This window comes from Propioniciclava sp. (assembly GCF_029977985.1).
GTDB lineage: Bacteria > Actinomycetota > Actinomycetes > Propionibacteriales > Propionibacteriaceae > Propioniciclava.
The window spans coordinates 1-17,722 of the sequence record NZ_JARKOT010000099.1 but is presented as its reverse complement, the minus strand read 5'-3'; the positions used below and the strand labels follow the sequence as shown (position 1 = coordinate 17,722).

The 17,722-nt window shown below is 70.8% G+C and carries 16 protein-coding genes; 4 read left to right on the top strand and 12 right to left on the bottom strand.

Going from position 1 to position 17,722, the window contains the following annotated elements; genetic code table 11:
• Window positions 1-9: 9 nt before the first annotated feature.
• Window positions 10-1,128 carry a hypothetical protein gene (locus Q1K57_RS06520; RefSeq protein WP_300080142.1) on the top strand — a complete coding sequence of 373 codons (1,119 nt, stop codon included), beginning with the start codon at window positions 10-12 and terminating at the stop codon, window positions 1,126-1,128.
• A gap of 26 nt (window positions 1,129-1,154) precedes the next feature.
• On the opposite strand, the gene hisH is transcribed toward Q1K57_RS06520, so the two are convergent.
• From hisH to hisD, 4 genes are read right to left on the bottom strand one after another with little or no spacing between them, the layout of a single operon-like run.
• On the bottom strand, window positions 1,155-1,793 hold the full coding sequence (hisH, locus tag Q1K57_RS06515; RefSeq protein WP_300080140.1) for an imidazole glycerol phosphate synthase subunit HisH: 639 nt from the start codon (window positions 1,791-1,793) through the stop codon (window positions 1,155-1,157).
• A complete protein-coding gene (gene hisB / locus Q1K57_RS06510; RefSeq protein WP_300080138.1) occupies window positions 1,790-2,404 on the bottom strand; it encodes an imidazoleglycerol-phosphate dehydratase HisB in 615 nt (204 codons plus the stop codon). Before hisB ends, hisH begins: the two co-directional genes overlap by 4 nt.
• Window positions 2,401-3,498 carry a histidinol-phosphate transaminase gene (locus Q1K57_RS06505; protein ID WP_300080247.1) on the bottom strand — a complete coding sequence of 366 codons (1,098 nt, stop codon included), beginning with the start codon at window positions 3,496-3,498 and terminating at the stop codon, window positions 2,401-2,403. Before Q1K57_RS06505 ends, hisB begins: the two co-directional genes overlap by 4 nt.
• Window positions 3,492-4,781, bottom strand: a complete 1,290-nt coding sequence (gene hisD, locus Q1K57_RS06500) for a histidinol dehydrogenase (RefSeq protein WP_300080245.1) — start codon at window positions 4,779-4,781, stop codon at window positions 3,492-3,494. The genes Q1K57_RS06505 and hisD overlap by 7 nt, the downstream gene beginning before the upstream one ends.
• Window positions 4,782-4,832: 51 nt before the next feature.
• On the opposite strand from hisD, the gene Q1K57_RS06495 reads away from it, so the two are divergent.
• Both Q1K57_RS06495 and ybaK read left to right on the top strand, forming a co-directional pair.
• Window positions 4,833-5,567: a DUF554 domain-containing protein gene (locus Q1K57_RS06495; protein ID WP_300080136.1), complete on the top strand. Its 735-nt coding sequence runs from the start codon at window positions 4,833-4,835 to the stop codon at window positions 5,565-5,567.
• A gap of 8 nt (window positions 5,568-5,575) precedes the next feature.
• Window positions 5,576-6,070 carry a Cys-tRNA(Pro) deacylase gene (gene ybaK, locus Q1K57_RS06490; protein ID WP_300080134.1) on the top strand — a complete coding sequence of 165 codons (495 nt, stop codon included), beginning with the start codon at window positions 5,576-5,578 and terminating at the stop codon, window positions 6,068-6,070.
• A gap of 7 nt (window positions 6,071-6,077) precedes the next feature.
• On the opposite strand, the gene Q1K57_RS06485 is transcribed toward ybaK, so the two are convergent.
• The 3 genes from Q1K57_RS06485 to dnaE are packed head-to-tail and all read right to left on the bottom strand — an operon-like array spanning window position 6,078 to window position 11,612.
• Window positions 6,078-7,505, bottom strand: coding sequence for a CYTH and CHAD domain-containing protein (locus Q1K57_RS06485; RefSeq protein ID WP_300080132.1), 1,428 nt, complete (start codon window positions 7,503-7,505; stop codon window positions 6,078-6,080).
• A complete protein-coding gene (locus tag Q1K57_RS06480; protein ID WP_300080130.1) occupies window positions 7,502-8,068 on the bottom strand; it encodes a hypothetical protein in 567 nt (188 codons plus the stop codon). Before Q1K57_RS06480 ends, Q1K57_RS06485 begins: the two co-directional genes overlap by 4 nt.
• Before the next feature lie 10 nt (window positions 8,069-8,078).
• Window positions 8,079-11,612 (bottom strand): DNA polymerase III subunit alpha, encoded by a 3,534-nt coding sequence (gene dnaE / locus Q1K57_RS06475; RefSeq protein ID WP_300080128.1) that lies wholly within the window; start codon window positions 11,610-11,612, stop codon window positions 8,079-8,081.
• A gap of 176 nt (window positions 11,613-11,788) precedes the next feature.
• Between dnaE and rocF the strand changes: the two genes are divergently transcribed.
• A complete protein-coding gene (rocF, locus tag Q1K57_RS06470; RefSeq protein WP_300080126.1) occupies window positions 11,789-12,724 on the top strand; it encodes an arginase in 936 nt (311 codons plus the stop codon).
• A gap of 32 nt (window positions 12,725-12,756) precedes the next feature.
• Here the strand turns inward: rocF and Q1K57_RS06465 are convergent, their stop codons facing one another.
• The 5 genes from Q1K57_RS06465 to Q1K57_RS06445 form a co-directional block, all read right to left on the bottom strand.
• Window positions 12,757-14,034, bottom strand: a complete 1,278-nt coding sequence (locus tag Q1K57_RS06465; RefSeq protein ID WP_300080124.1) for a prolyl oligopeptidase family serine peptidase — start codon at window positions 14,032-14,034, stop codon at window positions 12,757-12,759.
• Window positions 14,035-14,146: 112 nt separating this feature from the next.
• On the bottom strand, window positions 14,147-15,526 hold the full coding sequence (locus tag Q1K57_RS06460) for an NAD(P)-binding protein (protein ID WP_300080122.1): 1,380 nt from the start codon (window positions 15,524-15,526) through the stop codon (window positions 14,147-14,149).
• A gap of 32 nt (window positions 15,527-15,558) precedes the next feature.
• Window positions 15,559-16,404, bottom strand: a complete 846-nt coding sequence (locus Q1K57_RS06455) for an ABC transporter ATP-binding protein (protein ID WP_300080120.1) — start codon at window positions 16,402-16,404, stop codon at window positions 15,559-15,561.
• A 51-nt stretch (window positions 16,405-16,455) separates the two neighbouring features.
• Window positions 16,456-16,773, bottom strand: a complete 318-nt coding sequence (locus Q1K57_RS06450; RefSeq protein WP_300080118.1) for a hypothetical protein — start codon at window positions 16,771-16,773, stop codon at window positions 16,456-16,458.
• Window positions 16,774-17,251: 478 nt separating this feature from the next.
• A partial coding sequence (locus Q1K57_RS06445; protein ID WP_300080116.1) for a hypothetical protein occupies window positions 17,252-17,722 on the bottom strand: 471 nt, incomplete at its 5' end.

The window sequence follows — 17,722 nt, the reverse complement described above, 5'->3', positions numbered from 1 at the left end:
CGATGAGTCATGGTGCGCGGCCTCCGGGGGGTGATCGGTGGGGTGCTCGCGCTTGCGATGCAGGGAGGCTGCGCCGTCGCGCCGCCCGCGTGGACGACGCGCCCCCTCGGCGCCGGCCAGCCGCGGGTGCTCACCACGGCGGGGGTTGACTTGCTCTACGGCTGGTCGGACGCCGCCGGCCCCCATCTCGCGCTGGTCACCGAGAGCCCGGACGGACAGGTGGCGGCGCGGGAGGTGCCACTCCAACCCGGCACCCCGTACGGCCGGGTGACCGACTGGGTCTCGATCGTCACCGACGGGACGCGCGTGACAGCCGTCGGCGGCGCGGCGGGCGGCGCCCACGGCAACACCCGCTGGACCGTGTGGTCTGGCACGGGCGCTGGCCTTGTGGAGCAACCCCAGGAGTTCGAGGCATTCGGCGGCTGGGACGCCGGCGGGGTGCGCGGGTTGGGGCTGCTTGACGGGGAGCCGGTCCTCGTTGGTTCCTGGCGTGGCGCGGCGGGGCTGGACGTGACGACCTGGCACCCCGTGGGCGTGGCGTGGCTGCGGGACGACTCAGCCGGCACTCCCTTGGCCGCGACGGCCACCGAACTGCCGGAGGCAACCGGGGTCAGCGGGGTTCCCGGGGCTCTGGTCGTGTCGGGCACGGTGACGCGGCTCCAGGGTGGCGTCCGGGTGCGCCCGGCCGTGTGGGTGGGCCGGCCGGAGGGCGACGCACTCGTCTGGGAGCGGACCGACCCGGCAGCCCTCGACGGCACGCGCGCCGAGACCGTGGGCTGCGCGGGTGCGGGCTGCCTGGTGGTGGGCCGGTCGGCCGGGAACATGGTCGCGTGGGCATGGGCGTCCGGCAGCGCCCTGCCGGTCGGACTGCCACCGGTGGACCTCGCCGAGAACGACGTCGTGCTCCCGCCGGTGGCCACTCCTGACGGCAGCTGGGTCGTCGCCGTGCACCGGCCGCAGGGGCCGTCTCCGGTGCTCGCCAGGTCCGGCGACGCCTGGCGGGCACTGCCCGCCCCGCCGGTTCCACCCCTCGCCATGACGACCCACGTCGACCACGTCGACCTGGTCGGGATCCTCGAGGGCGCCCCCGTCCTGGTCTCGCTTGACCCGGCTCCCCGGGGGCCGTGAGCCCGGAGTTGAGGCAGGTGCGCCCGTCAGAGCGTCGCGAGCCAGCTGCGCAGCAGGCGCGCGCCCGCCGGACCCGACTTCTCCGGGTGGAACTGCGTCGTGCTCAACGCACCCGCCTCGATCGCCGCCACGAACCGGTCGCCGTCGTGGGTGGTCCAGGTCTCGACGGGCACGATCTGCCCTGGCTCGCCGGGTACGGCCGGCCCGGTCCTCACCCCATAGCTGTGCACGAAGTAGAAGCGTTCGCGCTCGACCCCGGCGAAGAGCACCGAGGAGGCCGGCGGCTCGACCGTGTTCCACCCCATGTGCGGGAGCCGGGCCGACGCGAGCCGCTCCACCACGCCGGGCAGGACGCCGACGCCGGCGGCATCCACCCCGTGCTCGACCCCACGGTCGAACATCACCTGGTGCCCGACGCAGATGCCGAGGACGGGGCGTCCGGCGGCCAGGCGCTCGGTGATGATGCGCGGACCGTCCACGGCGGCGAGCCCCGCCATGCAGGCCGCGAATGCGCCCACGCCGGGCACGACGAGGCCGTCGGCGGCGAGGCAGGCGGCGGCGTCCGAGGTGAGGGCGACCTCGGCCCCGGCCGCAGCGAGCGCGCGCGTGGCCGAGTGGAGGTTGCCCGAACCGTAGTCGAGCACCGCCACGACAGGTCCGGTCACAGGGCGCCCTTCGTGGAGGGGACGATGCCCTCGATGCGCGGGTCCGGCTCGACGGCCAGGCGCAACGCACGGGCGAGCGCCTTGAACTGCGCCTCAACGATGTGGTGCGGGTCGCGGCCGCGGATGAGGTCGAGGTGCACGCACAGGCCCGCGTTGAGGGCCAGCGACTCCACCACGTGGTAGGTCATCGAACCGGCATACGGCACGCCCGAGCCACCGATCCGCGCGTAGACCTGCGCCTCGGGTTCCCCGGTGCAGACGGCATACGGACGCCCGGCGACGTCCACCACGCAGCGGGCGAGCGCCTCGTCGAGCGGCACGAGGGCATCGCCGAAGCGGCGGATGCCCGCCTTGTCGCCCAGCGCGGAGCGCAGTGCCTGGCCGATCACGATCGCGGTGTCCTCCACGACGTGGTGACCGTCGATGTGGACGTCACCGACGGCGTCCACGTTCAGGTCGATGAGGGAGTGCTTGGCGAGCGCGGTGAGCATGTGGTCGTAGAAGCCGACGCCGGTGCTGATCGTCGACGCGCCCGTGCCGTCGAGGTCCAGCTCGACCGTGATCGTGCTCTCGCTCGTGGCCCGCTCGATGCGCGCGGTGCGCCCCATCACTCCTCCATTCTCGCCGCGTCGACGCTTGCCAGCGCGGCATAGAAGGCCGTCATCTCCTCTGGCGTGCCCGCGCTCACGCGCAGGAACCCCGCCGGCCCAGTCTCCCGCACGAGGACGCCCCGGTCGAGCAACTGCTGCCACGCGAGATGCCGGTCGACCCACCGGCCCACGAGCACGAAGTTGGCGTCGGAATCCACGACCTCGAAACCGAGCGCGGGCAGGCGGACGAGCAGGTCGTCCCGCGCGGCACGCAGGTCGGCCACCCGCGCCAGCATCTCGTCGGCGTGCGCCAGCGCCACGGACGCCACCGCCTGCGTCTGCGCGCTCAGGTGATACGGCAGCCGGACGATCCGGCAGGCGTCCACCACGGCCGCGTGGGCCGCGAGGTAGCCGAGACGCCCCCCGGCGAACGCGAACGCCTTGCTCATCGTTCGGCTCACGATGAGGTTCCCGAACTCCGCGAGCAGCGTGAGGGCCGTCGCGTCCGGCGTCCGGCTGAACTCCTGGTAGGCCTCGTCAACGACGACCATCGCGTCCGTACCCGCCAACACCGCCCGGATGACCTCCAGGGGTGTCGATGTGCCGGTGGGGTTGTTGGGCGTCGTGATGAGGACGACCGCGGGGTCGTGTTCGGCGACGGCACCGAGCACCAGGTCGGCGTCCAGGGTGTGATCGGCGTGCCGCGGCACGGTCACGTACTCGGTGTGCGTGTTGCGGGCGTACTCAGGGTACATCGAGTAGGTGGGCGTGAAGGTGAGGACGCGGCGCCCGGGGCCGGCGAACGCGCCGAGCACGTGCGTCATCACCTCGTTGGAGCCGTTGGCGGCCCACACGTGGTCGGCCGTCAGCCCGTGCCCGAGGTAGGCGGCCAGCTGGGTGCGCAGCCTCCGGAACTCGCGGTCGGGGTAGCGGTTGAAGGACGCGGCGACGACGGCCTCGGCCATCTCCCGGGCGACCGCGGGCGAGGGCGGGTACGGGTTCTCGTTGACGTTGAGGCAGACCGGCACGTCGAGCTGCGGTGCGCCGTAGGGCTCCTCGCCGACCAGCTCCGGACGCAGCGGCAGCTCGGCGAGCGTGATGTCGGGCCTCACCAGCGGTCTCCCTCGGTACGATCCGTGCGGATCGTGATCGCCGCCGCGTGCCCCGGCAGGTGCTCGGCGGCGGCGAACGCGGCCACGCGCGGACCGATCGCCCGCAGGGCGTGCTCGTCGTAGCGGATGTGGTGCACGGTCCGGGTGAAGCTGCGCACCGTCAGCCCCGACTGGAACCGGGCCGCGCCGGCGGTCGGGAGCACGTGCGTCGAGCCGGCGGCGTAGTCGCCGAGCGGCACGGGCGACCACGGACCCACGAAGACCGCCCCCGCGTTCCGGACGCGGCGGGCGACGGCCTCGGCGTCCGCCGTGTGGATCTCGAGGTGCTCGGCGGCGTACGCGTCGACGACCGCGAGCCCCTGGTCGAGGTCGTCGACGAGGACGATCGCCGACTGCTTTCCCGTCAGGGCGGTCTCGATGCGCTCGGTGTTGGCCAGACGCGCGACCTGCCCGGCGAGCAGGTCGTTCACGGACGCCGCCAGCTCGGCCGAGTCGGTGACCAGCACCGAGCCGGCCATGGGGTCGTGCTCGGCCTGGCTGATGAGGTCGGCGGCCACGAAGGCCGGGTCGGCGGCCGCGTCGGCGAGGATGGCGATCTCGGTGGGGCCAGCCTCGGAGTCGATGCCCACGATGCCGCGCAGGTAGCGCTTGGCGGCAACCACGTAGATGTTGCCGGGGCCCGTGACGAGGTCGACGCGGTCGCACACTCCCGCCACGCCGTGGGCGAACAGGGCGATCGCCTGGGCGCCGCCGACGGCGTACACCTCGTCGACGCCGAGCAGGTGGCACATGCCGAGGATCGTCGGGTGCGGCCAGCCGCCATGCGCGGCGCTCGGCGGTGAGGCGACGGCGAGGCTCTGCACCCCGGCCGCCTGGGCCGGCACCACGTTCATGAGCACGCTGGACGCCAGCGGCGCGAGCCCGCCGGGGACGTACAGACCGACCCGGCCCACCGGGACCGTGTGGGTCTCCACCACAGCGCCATCACCGAGATCAGCCGTGACGACGGCGTCCGTGCCCTCCGTCGCAGCGACGGCGCGGCGCCGGCTGATCGCCTCGGCGAACGCGGCCCGAACGTCGGGGTCCAACTCCTCGGCGCACCGGGCGAGCAGCTCGGTGGGGACGCGGAACGACGGCGGCACCACATGGTCGAACCGCTCGGAGAACTCGGCCAGGGCAGCCGCGCCGCGCTGGGCGACGGCGTCGCAGATCGGCCGAACGGCGTCCACGGCCTGCTCGACGTCGAAGCTGCCGCGCGGGACGACCGCCCGATAGTCGGGCGTCATGCCTCGGACATCGATGATGCGTAGTTCCACGGTCGTGATTGTATGGGCCGCATGTTCATCGGCTTCGGGACCGTCGCGAACATGGTCACCGTGGCGGTTGGGGCGCTCCTGGGGCTCTTCCTCGGCAACCGGATGCCCGAGCGGACGCGCTCGACGGTCACCGACGTGCTCGGGTTGGTCACGATCGTGCTCGGCGTCCAGTCGGCGCTGACGGTCGCCTCGGCGGCCCTGACGGCGGAGGTCGGGTCGGGGGGCGTCCTGATCATGCTGGGCGCCCTGCTGCTGGGCGCGCTGACCGGCTCGGCGTTGCGGATCGAGGACCGTCTCGAATCGGGGGCCGAGTGGCTGCGCCGCCGCTTCGCGGGGACCGGCGAGGCAGGCACCTTCGTGGACGCGGTGGTCACGCCGACGCTGCTGTTCTGCGTCGGGCCGCTGACCATTCTGGGCTCACTGTCGGACGGGCTCGGCCGCGGGGCCGACCAGTTGCTCGTCAAGTCCGTGCTGGACGGGTTCGCGGCCATGGCGTTCGCGTCGACGCTCGGGTGGGGCGTGCTGTTCTCGGCGGGCGCGGTGGGCCTCGTGCAGGGTTCGCTGACGCTCGCCGGCTACCTCTTCGGCAACCTGTTCACCGCCGGCCAGATCGACGCGCTGAGCGCGACCGGCGGCGTCATCCTGATCGCGTTGGGGCTCCGGCTGCTGCGGGTGCGGCAGATCCCCGTGGGGGACCTGCTGCCGGCGCTCGTGTTCGCGCCGCTGATCGTGTCGGCCGTTTCGGCGTTCCGCTAGGAGGTTCGGTGGCGAGGAAGGACCGGGCGGCCGGCGGGACACCCGCCACCGACGCCCTCGTGGCGGCTGGCGTGCCGTTCACGGCGCTGGAGTACACCCACCACGACGACGCGACCGACTACGGCGCGGAGGTCGTCCGCGAGACGGGGCGGGACGCCGAGCAGGTGTTCAAGACGCTCGTGGTGTCGACCGGGAGGCGCGACCTGGCGGTCGGTGTCGTGCCTGTGGCCGGCATGCTCGACCTGAAGGCCATGGCCGCGGCGCTGGGCGTCAAGAAGGTGGAGATGGCGGCGCCGGCGGTGGCGGAACGCAGTTCGGGCTACGTGGTGGGCGGTGTTTCGCCGGTCGGTCAGCGGACCCCGCTGCCGACGGTCATCGACGATACCGCCCAACTGTTCGACACGATCGTGGTGTCGGGCGGCAAACGCGGCCTCCAGATCGAGCTCTCCCCCGACGACCTCGCAGATGTGACCGGAGCGTCGTTCGCGCCGATCGGGCGGTGAGCCGCGACTACTCCAGCGCAGCCGCCAGGGCCGCCCGGCCTGCGGTGAGCGACGCGGTGTGGCGGTCGGACTGAATGGCCCACAGGACGCCCCACGTCGCGCTCGGCGGGCCCCCCTGCTCTAGGTCAGCGAGGAGTTCGTCGGCCACCGCGGCGTCCTGCAGAGCGCCCAGCGTCTCGCCGACCTCCTCCCACGCCGCGGCCCGCTCGGCCAGCTCGGGGTGGACCGGCGCCACCGCCTCCGCGCAGTACCGCACCGCCTTGCCCGCCTTGCGCACCTCGTGCCAGCGCGCCAGCTTCCCCGGCTTCCGCTCCGCCCGCGCCACCAGCTTCTCCGCGCGGCGCTCGGCCCGGTCGACCGCCTCGAGCAGGGACGCCGCCGGCTCGTCCGCCCGCTCCGCCAGTGGCGGCTCCACGAGCAGCCGCACGAGTTCGCCCCGCAGCGCGACGCCGCGCGGCCCGTCGAGCGCCGCCACGAGCTCGGCGTGGCTGGTCGCGTGGGCGTCCGCCAGGTGCGCCAGCACCCGCTGCCGGACGCCGGAGTCCGCCACGGAGCCCAACTCGGCGAACAGGTCCCCGAACTCCTCCGCCAGCACCTCGGCATCCCGTGGAGCCCCCAGCAGCCCCGCCAGCCAGCCGAGTTCGGCCCGCAGCGGCTCGGTGCGTGCGGTCTCCCAGAAGCCGGTGAACGTCTTCAGCAGGCTCCGCAACCGCCGCGTGGCGACGCGCGCCTTGTGCACGGCGTCCGGCGCATCGATCCGGACGCCCCCCGCCTGCGCCTGCAGCATGCCCACCTGGCGGCCGGCGTAGTCGAGCAGCACGTCGCCCGCCGATGAACCCGGACCCAGCGCTGCGCGCGGCGTCCCCAGCCGGTCCAGCGCCCGCGCCACCTTCGACCCGTGCGGAGCCAGCTGGGCCCCCTCGGCGAGCAGCGCGCCGGTCAGCGCGTCGAGCAGACCCTCGTCGGTGCCTGGCTCCAACTCGACCTCCGCCTCGCTCCAGGCCTCGCCCGCAGCACCCACCCGCACCGTGACCTCGTCGCACGCCAGGTGCGCGGCCACCCGCCCCGCCCGCAGCAGAGCGGACTCGCGCCGATGGGTCGTGATCTCCGCCACGGGAACGAGGGGCGCGGTGCCGATCACGGTGCCCGCCTCCTCGCGCAGGGCAGCGGGCAGTTCCGCGGCCAGCGGCGCGGCCACCTCGATGCGCCCCGCCCCCGCGGTTCGCGGACGCTTGAGGTGCCATCCGTCGTCGTGTCCGCCCTCCCGGCGGCGCAGCGACCAGCCAGCCGCAGCCAGCGCGTGCCCCGGCGTGTCCCAGTACGTGGCGACCATCGTGAAGGCCGTCGCTTGGCCGACGTCGACCAGCCCGCCGAAGGCGGGTTCCGGCGCGACCCCGACGAACTTGCGTTCGACCTCGGCCGCGCGGTCGCTCATGGCGCGTCCGTCCCGACGGGCTGGCGGTCGCCCGCCTGCTCTCGCCGGCGCCGCTCACGGCGCGCGCGCCGCTCCCCCTCGACCTCAGGGCCGAGCGCGGACGCGAACAGCGGCACGCCGACGGCCGCGAGCGGCCACACCGCCAGCGCCGACACCGCGTGCAACTCCAGGGCGACCGGAACGACCTCCCCGGCGGTCGCCTCCGCGATCCGGGCCGCGAACGGGCCGGGGCCGAGCGCCTCACCGAGCAGCCAGCACGTCACCCCCGATGCCAGCGACACGATCACCGCGACCAGCGCCACCGGCCAACCGATCCGCCGGAGCGTCAGCCAGGCTCCCAGCCCGAGGATCAGCCCTCCGACGAGCCCGAGCACGGAAAACCACCAGTCCGCCGACGCGACCGACGCCATGCCCCGCTCGGTGATGGTCGCCTGCCCCTCGGCCCCGACGACGAAGCTCGGTAGCACGGTGACGCGCGCCCAGACGAGCGCGGCGAGCGCCCCGAGCAGCAACGCCGCGGCCACCAGCACGCCGAGGCGGTTCGTCACCTCGCGGACCCCCATGGGCGGAATGTTAGGCGCTGACACTGGACGGCCCCAAGAGCGCCTTGATGTCGGCCATCAGCGACGTGGACGGCCGCACGCGCAGCTTGTCGTCGAGCCGCCACACCGTGTTTCGTTGCGGGCTGACCAGCCGGACGCGCACCTCCGACGTCCCCGGGTGCTGCCGCAAGGTGAAGCCGAGTTGCTCGACGACCTCCGGCGTGCACCGCGCCGTCGGCAAGGAGATCGTCACCGGCCCCGATTCGCGGCGCGTCACGTCGGGGAACGCCACCTCCTGGGCCGTCAGCTCGACCGACTCGTCCTTCTCGCGCACCCGCCCCTTGATGCGCACCACCACGTCGGTCGCCAGCGAGAACGCCACCGGTCCGTACGCCTTGTTGAACACGAGCACCTCGATCGACGACTCGAGGTCCTCCACCGTCAGGATCGCCCACGCCTGCCCGGCCTTGTTGGCCTTGCGCTGAATGCCCGTGATCATGCCGCAGATCGTCACCGCGCCCTCGCGGGGCTTCTCCTCGCCGGTGAGCTGGGCGATGCTCGTGTCGCGGTTGGCAGCGAGCACGTGTTCGAGCCCCTGCAGCGGATGGTCGCTCACGTACAACCCGAGCATCTCCCGCTCGAAGGCGAGGCGGGTCATCTTCTCCCACTCGTCGACCTCCGCCACCGGGGATGCGACCAGACCGCCGCCGGCGGCGTCCGGCCCACCCCCGAAGAAGTCGGCGAACAGGTCGTCCTGGCCATTGGCCTGATTGCGCTTGAGGTCGACCACCTCGTCGATCTTCGTCTCGAAGCACTCCATGAGCCCGCGGCGGGTGTGCCCCATCGAGTCGAACGCGCCCGCCTTGATGAGCGACTCCACGACGCGCTTGTTGCAGACGACGGCCGGCACCTGGTCGAGGAAGGCGTTGAAGTCGGACGCCGCCCCGTGCTCTTCGCGGGCGGCGAGGATGCCGGCGACGACGTTGTCCCCCACGTTCCTGATGGCGCCGAGGCCGAACCGGATGTGGTCCCCGACCGGAGTGAACCGGCCCTGGGAGGTGTTGACGTCGGGGGGAAGCACCTGGATGCCCATGCGGCGGCACTCGGCAAGATAGACGGCCATCTTGTCCTTGTCGTCGCGGACCGACTCGAGCAGCGCTGCCATGTACTCGGCCGGGTAGTTCGCCTTGAGGTAGGCGGTCCAGTAGGACACCAGCCCGTACGCCGCCGCGTGGGACTTGTTGAAGCCGTACGCCGAGAACGGAACCATCGTCTCCCACAGCGCCGAGATGGCGTCGTCGGAGTAGCCGCGTGCCTTCATGCCGGCCTCGAAATTGACGAACTCGGCGTCCAGCACCTCCTTCTTCTTCTTGCCCATCGCGCGCCGCAGCAGATCGGCGGCGCCGAGGGTGTACCCCGCGAGTTGCTGCGCGATCTGCATGACCTGCTCCTGATACACGAGCAGGCCGTACGTCTCGCCGAGGATGTCGCCCAGCGCGTCGGCCAGTTCGGCGTGGATGTGCGTGACCGGCTGCTGGCCGTTCTTGCGCATCGCGTAGTTGACGTGGGTGTTCGTGCCCATCGGGCCGGGACGGTAGAGGGCGCCGAGCGCCGTGATGTCGGCGAACTGGTCGGGCCGCATGAGCCGGCAGAGCGCCCGATAGCCGGAACCGTCGAACTGGAAGACCCCCAGGGTGTCGCCCCGGGAGAGCAGGTCGTAGGTCGCCTGATCGGTCGTGTCGGCGGCCAGCGCGTCGAGATCCAGGTCGAGATCACGGTTGATCTTCACGTTCTGCACGGCGTCGTCGAGGATCGTGAGGTTGCGCAGGCCGAGGAAGTCCATCTTGACCAGGCCGAGACTCTCGCAGCTCGGGTAGTCGAACTGGGTGATGATCTGGCCGTCCTGCTCCCGTTTCATGATCGGGATGACGTCCAGCAGCGGCTCGCTCGACATGATGACGCCGGCCGCGTGGACGCCCCACTGCCGCTTCAGCCCTTCGATGCCACGCGCCGTGTCGACCACTTCGGCGACCTCGGGATCGGTGGCGTACAGCTCGCGGAACTCGGTGCCCTCGCCGTACCGCGGATGGCCGGGGTCGAACACCTGCTTCAACGTGACGCCCTTGCCCTGGACGTCGGGCGTGTAGGCCTTCGTCAGCTTCTCACCGAGGCCGAACGGCTTGCCGAGGACGCGGCCGGCGTCCTTGATCGCCTGCTTGGCCTTGATGGTGCCGTAGGTGATGATCTGGCAGACCCGGTCGTCGCCGTACTTCTCGGTGACGTACTTGATCACCTCGCCCCGCCGGCGCTCGTCGAAGTCGACGTCGAAGTCGGGCATCGAGGGGCGCTCGGGGTTCAGGAACCGCTCGAAGAACAGCCCGTGGGGGACGGGATCCAGGTCGGTGATCCGCATCGCATAGGCACACATCGAACCGGCACCCGAGCCGCGGCCGGGGCCGACCCGGATGCCATTGCGTTTGCTCCAGTTGATGAAGTCGGCCACCACCAGGAAGTACCCGGGGTAGCCCTTCTGGATGATGATCTCGGCCTCGTAGTCGGCCTGCTTGGTCGCGTACTCGGGCACGTTGCCCTTGAAGCGTTCCGCCAGGCCGCGGCGCACCTCCTCCACGAACCACGACTCCTCGGTGTGCCCCGCGGGCACCGGGAAGCGCGGCATGTAGGTGCCCGTGCCCTCGGTGAAGTGGACGTCGCACCGCTCGGCGATGGCGAGGGTGTTGTCGCACGCCTCGGGCAGGTTCGAGAACAACTGGCGCATCTCCGCCGCCGACTTCAGGTAATAGCCGTCACCGTCGAACTTGAACCGATTCGGGGTGTCCTTGTTCGACCCCGACGAGACGCACAACAGCGTGTCGTGGGCCGTGGCGTCCTCGGGGCGCACGTAGTGCAGGTCGTTGCTCGCCACCAGCGGCAGACCGAGCTTCTTCGCGAGGGCCAGCAGGTCGGCCCGCACGCGGTTCTCGATCGCCAGCCCGTGATCCATGAGTTCGACGTAGAAGTTGCCGGGCCCGAAGATGTCGCGGAACTCGGCAGCCGACTTCACCGCTTCCTCGAACTGGCCGAGGCGCAGGTAGGTCTGCACTTCTCCAGACGGACAGCCCGTGGTCGCGATGAGGCCCTGCGCATAGCGTTCAAGCAGCTCGCGGTCGGCGCGCGGCTTGTAGAAGAACCCCTCCAGCGAGCTGAGCGAACTCAGCCGGAACAGATTGTGCATCCCGGCCGTGTCGGCCGCCCACAGCGTCATGTGCGTGTACGCGCCCTTGGACGCCACGTCGTCGCCCGTGCCGTCGCCGAACTGGACCCGCTTGCGCTCGCTGCGATGCGTCTTCGGGGTGAGGTATGCCTCCAGACCGATGATCGGCTTCACCTGGCTGCCCTTGGCTGTCCGGTACCACTCGTACGCCCCGAAGACGTTGCCGTGGTCGGTGATCGCGAGCGCCCGCATGCCGTGGCCCTCCGCCGCGGTCACGAGGTCGCCCAGACGGGCAGCCCCGTCCAGCATGGAGAAGTCGGAGTGGCAGTGCAGGTGAACGAATTCGTCGGACATCGTCAGCAGGTTCCTCCCGAGTCCGTCACTGTAGTCGCTGCCACCGACGCTTTCCGGGGCCGACACCCGGCGTGGGCGCTGGGGCGGCGTCCGACGCCCGGATTGCGGACGCCGGAGCCGTCTTGCAGACTGGGGCAGCCACCCCGCGACGACGCCCGGCGAGCACGAGGAGCACCATGGAACTGTCCTTGATCGGCGCACCCACCGACGTCGGCGCGAGCGTCGCCGGCTGCCGGCTCGGGCCGGGCGCCCTGCGCGTGGCCGGCATCGGCCGCGGGCTCACCGCCCTCGGCCGCGACGTGACCGACACCGGCGACGTGGACGGCCCGCCCAACCCGATGCAGCCGCCGGTCGGCGGCTACCGGCACCTCGACGAGGTCGTCGCGTGGAACGTCGCCGTGCGCGACCGCGTGGCCGACGCCCTGGCCGCGGGCCGGTTGCCGGTGCTCATGGGCGGCGACCACAGCCTCGCCATCGGCTCGATCAGCGCCGTCGCCGCCCACTGCCGGGCCGTGGGCAAGAAGCTGCTCATCATCTGGGTGGACGCCCACGCCGACATCAACACGAACGCCATGACGCCCTCGGGCAACATCCACGGCATGCCGGTCGCCTGCCTGCTCGGCCACGGGCCGGACGAGCTCACCGGACTGTCGGACACCACCCCCGCCATCACGCACGACCAGATCCACCAGGTGGGGCTGCGCAGCGTCGACCCGGGCGAGAAGGTGTTCCTCGCCGACCTCGGCCTGGCCGTCTACGACATGCGCTACCTCGACGAGGCCGGCATGCGGAAGGCGATGCGGCGCGTCCTGGCCAGCGTGGACGCCGACACGCACCTCCACCTCTCCCTCGACCTCGACTTCGTCGACCCGAGCGTCGCCCCGGGCGTCGGAACGCCCGTCGTCGGCGGCCCGACCTACCGCGAGGCGCAACTCTGCATGGAGATGATCGCCGACACCGGACGCCTCGGCTCGCTCGATCTCGTCGAGATCAACCCCGCCCTCGACGTCAGGAACGCCACCGCCGAACTGGCGGTCGACCTGGTGGAGAGTCTGTTCGGCAAGTCGACGCTGCTGCGGGTCACAGACCTGGAGAACCCGCCCGTCGGCTGATCAGTCGTGCTGCAGGAGGCGGACCGCGGGGATCAGCGCGACTGCGCCGCCATCCAGTTCCAGATGTGGACGCCGTCGTGCACCGGATCGTTGTGGGCCACGTAGATCCACGACCAGTGACCGTTGAACTCGTAGCCGTCCCAGACGACGTTCGGGTACAGGGTCAGGATCGAACTCGGAACCAGTTCGTGGGCGTACACGGCGTTGGTCTCAGCCGGCACCACCGGGTCGTTCTCAGCCGCCACGAACCAGGTCGGCGTGTACTCCAGTCGCCGGATGTCCTCGGTGGTGAACGGGTAGATCGCCGGGCAGATGGGCACCGACGACGCGAAGAAGTCCGGGTAGGCCTGGGCCATCTCCATGCTCATGAAGCCCCCGTTGCTGCAGCCGACCACGTGGACGCGGCTCGGGTCGATCCGGAACTTCGCCACGACCTCGTCGATGCAGGCCTTGAGATCCGTGGTGTAGATATCGTCGAGCCACCACGTCTTGCACTGCGGGGCCAGCACGTAAGCGCCGCCGAAGATCTCCTGCGCTGCGGGCGTCGAGAAGCCGAGCGCACCACGGTTGCCGCGCAGCTGGGTCTCGTTGGTGTAGAACGTACCGTCACGCATACCGCCCTCGCCGGCGCCGTGCAGCCACACGATGAGGTCGTAGCGGTTGCCCGACTGCGCGTTGCCCTTCGACCCGCTCGCACCCGGGGAGGGGCTGTGCAGGCGGTAGTTCATGCCACCGGAGCTGACGCCGTAGGAGTAGGCGTCCACCTCGGGGTTCACCACGCCCTCGGCCTGCACGAACGTGACGTCACTCACCGAGCGGCCGTTGCGCAGCCGGATCGGGGTGGCGACGGTGATCGTGTACGTGAGGTCGAGTTGCACGTTGCGGCCTGCCTTGAGCAGGTACCCGAGCGTCGCGCCGCCGGCGACGCTCTCGCCGTGCTCGAGGGTGAGGACGATCTGGCGCTTCTGGTCGATCGATACCTCCGTGACGCGACGCTCGCCGTCGAACAGGTTGAAGATCATCTCGCCGTCGGGGATCACCAACGGCGACTCCGCGAGCGCATGCACGGTGAATGTGGCGGTGGTGATGCTCGACGCATCGATCGGCCCGAGCGCGTGGGCGTCCAGCGTGAGCGCGATGACCTGCTCACCGCCGTCCAGCACCTCGGCGTTGAGGACGAACGGGACGGTGGCGGTCCGCGGCGCCGCCTGCGCGAGCCCGGCGGGCAGGGTGGCCGCCGCGGCGAGGCCGGCGGCGGAGCCGAGCAGGATGCGCCGCGACAACGGCTGCTTCATCAGTGGGTGGTTCATAACACTCCTTCGTGTCTGGGGATAACCGGGGGAAACCATCCCCCTCCCCAGCGAACCACAGCGGCGGTGGGCACGTCACTGAAACGTCAGAACCGAGCCGGGGTGCTCCTGCTCAGGGGGCCGGGGCGTCCGGTTCGCGCTCCAGCGGCCCGCCGCCGCGGCCGTGCCGCACGAGGTCGGCCAGTTCGCTCCACGACGCCACCTTGACGCGCTGGCGGCCCGAACCGGCACCCCGGGCCTGCTCGGCGGCGTCGATGGCCTCCCAGTCGGCGAACGTCGAGGGCTGCAGGCCATGGGCGGCGAGCAGCGCGTCGACCTCCAGGCCGGAGGTGGGCGCGCCCGCACTGGCCTCGAGGTCGTCGAGCACGTGGGCGACGGTGGCGGCGGCGTCGGCCTTGTTCGTGCCGATGACGCCGATCGGGCCGCGCTTGATCCAGCCGACCACGTACTCCCCCGGGCTCGGCGTGCCGTCGGGCCGCATGACGCGGCCGTCGGCGTTCGGGATGACCCCGGCGGCCTTGTCGAACGGCACACCGAGCAGGGGACGCCCCCGGTAGCCGATCGCCCGCAGCACGAGCTGCGTCGGCACGACCTCGGTCTCCCCCGTGCCCACCACGGCGGTCCCCGCCGCGGGCGCGGTGCGTTCGAGGACGACCGCAGCGGCGGCGTCCGGGCCGACGATCTCGACGGGGCGCTGCCAGAACCGCAGGTGCAGCCGCACCCGCGCCTCGGGGACGACGCGCTCGGCCGCCGTCCGGAGCGCCTCAAGGTTGCCGCGGACCCGCCGGTCGAGGTCGGTGGCGTCGATGCCCGCCAGATCGGCTGGGTCGAGGAGCGGCTGCACGCCGTCCAGGGTCAGCAGCTCGCGCAGCTCGGTGGTGGTGAACGAGGCGTGCTGGGGCCCGCGGCGTCCGACGAGCCACACGTCGCGCACGGTGCTGGCGCGCAGTTCGTCGAGCACCGGCTGCGGCATGTCGGTCGGCGCGAGCCGGGCGGCGTCGGCAGCCAGCACGCGGCAGACGTCGACGGCCACGTTCCCCACGCCGAACGTGACGGCGCTTGTGACGCCGCTCAGGTCTTGCTCCTCGGCGTCGGGGTGGCCGCAGTACCAGGCGACGAACTCGCGCGCCGAGCGGCTGCCCGGCAGATCTTCGCCGGGGATGCCGAGCCGCCGGTCCTCCGATGCGCCGGCGGCGTAGATCACCGCGTCGTAGCCGGCGACGAGTTCGTCGCGCGTGAGCGTGCGGCCCAGTTCGACGAGCCCGAAGAACCGCACCCGCTCGTCAGCGAAGGGGGCGCGCAGCGCGCGCTGGATGCCCTGGATGGTGGCGTGGTCCGGGGCCACCCCGTAGCGGAGCAGCCCGAACGGTGTCGGCAGCCGGTCGAGGACGTCGACGCGGACGCCATCGTGCCCGTTGAGCAGCGCCTGGGCGGCGAACAGCCCCGACGGTCCGGCGCCCACGATGGCCACGCGGGGAGCTGCAGCGGTCATGGACCCATCGTGACAGAACCCCGTGTCGGGCCTCAGGTCGCTGGAACCACGCGGCCATCCTGGATCCTGACGTGCCGGGTGCTCAATGCCGCCACGTCGTCGGCGTTGTGGGACGCGAACATGATCGTGCGTCCTTCATTGAGGAAACGGCGCAGGATGTCGCGTGTGCGCACAACGCTCTTCTCGTCGAGGGCGTTGAACGGCTCATCGAGGAGCAGTACTTGTTGCCCCTCCATGAAGGCCTGAGCGAGCGCCAGCTTCTGCTTCATTCCCAAGGAGTACCGGCCCACCGCTTGGGGGGTCTCTGGGTCGAGACCAACCATGCCCATGGCTTCTCTCACTTCCTGCTCCCCCACGATCGACCTGATGGAGGCCAACTCCAACAGGTTGTCCAGGCCCGTTCTCGACGCCACGTACCCAGGCCGGTCGATGATGACCCCGAACGATTGAGGGAAGGTCCTCTTGGGGTGGAGATACTTCGGGGAGATCGCCACACGTCCGGCATCCGGAACGGCGAGTCGACAGGCGAGGCGGAACAGCACCGACTTCCCCGACCCGTTCGGCCCTGAGAGCGCCAAGCACTCCCCCTCCAGGAGTTCCAGATCGACCGAGGTCAGCAGAGGGACCCCTCGGAAAGACTTGGAAACGCCTTCCAAAGCAAGCACCCGGGTCATTCGATCACGTTCCTTTCGAGAAGGCGGGGGGCGAAGTGTGAGCACGGACAGGGCCAGGAGAGCCAGCACCCAGAAGGTCAAGGCCGCCACTGGCTCGCGGCCGAACGCGCTGTTCACGAGCCCGAGTGAATTGAGTCCGAACGGCAGGACGACGTGCACTCCCACGACGAAACCGCCAGCAATCGCGACGCCGAGCGCTGCCACCCCACCCCAAGGGGCCGCGGAAACCCATTGGCCAAGCATGGCGAGCAGGCACTAGCAGAGGGACTGCAACCACCCGAGCACGGCTATCCAGAGCACGGACTGTCCGAGCCCGGGAGTTGGCAGGGCATCTGGGTTCGCGCCGGGGCCGGCCAGAGAGGCCAGGAGGAATGTCACGGCCAGCAAGACGCCCCAGTACAGTGCCGTTCTCATGGAATGCTCCCGGACGAAGCCGACCCACCAGTTGCGCAGCGAGCCGTGGCGCATGAGGGTGGTCGAGGTCCGCCGAACCTCCTCCTCGAACGCCACCGCGCTGTAGTAGGAGGGGAGAACCCCGAGCAGGGCGATGAACACGTAGTCCACGAAGCTCACGCTCCCAGGGGACAGACCGTAGAAGGCCGTCCACGCGAGTTCGTCCGACCCGAGTCCCGGGAAGTTGAAATGGAGTGAATCAAGACGTAGGCCTACGAGTACGACGCCGACCAGGACGACCACGAGAAAAGGCCGTTCGAACAGAGGGGACTGCTTGGAGCGGCGGTCCGCCAGATGGGCAGCTCCCCAAGGGACGAGCGCGTAGGCGAAGGGCAGCAACTACCTGCGCGACACAGGATCGTTGCGTCTGTGGGTTGCGACCTGACGAGTGCCACGGTGAGGCTGATGGGCACAATGAAGTACACCATCAGGTAGGGGTTGAGCAGTGCCTGAAGGTACAGATCCATCGCGTTCGGGGTAACCGAGTACTCCCTCGCGCGTGCCAGGAGGTCCCCACGGCCAACGAGGCCCGCAGCACAGGAGACGCCTAGCACGCCCACATGCCACCACGAGGGCCTGGGGATGAGCGCTCCAGCAATCATTGGAACCGCAACAGTCGTGGCGCTGCTACGAGCAGCGCGAAGGTGGCGCACAGGCTGACGCCTCCCACCAAGATGAGAGGGGCTGCCAAATTCGTGATGGGCAACTGAGTCAGGTTCGATGGGGCGTACAGCGCGGGCGAGAACGCCTCCAGCCCGACAACGGCCAAGCCATAGATCGACAGCATCGTGACGATCCAGACGACTGACAGGCCCAAGGCGCGATTCTTCAAGACCGCCACCGCGCACATGGCCAAGGTTGTGTACAGCGCAGCGTTGAGGCCGAACCAGCACGCGTAAGCGAGCGGAAACGCCCATGGCCCGTAAACGGTGAGCGGGGAGAGGGTGGAGTGCTCCGCCTCTGCTCGAGCAAGAGCAATGATCAGAACCTGTGGATGGTCCTCGGCTTGGTGACGTGACGGAGCGCACCTTCTCGAGGATGATCTGAAGTCCAAGTAGCTCTGATCAGG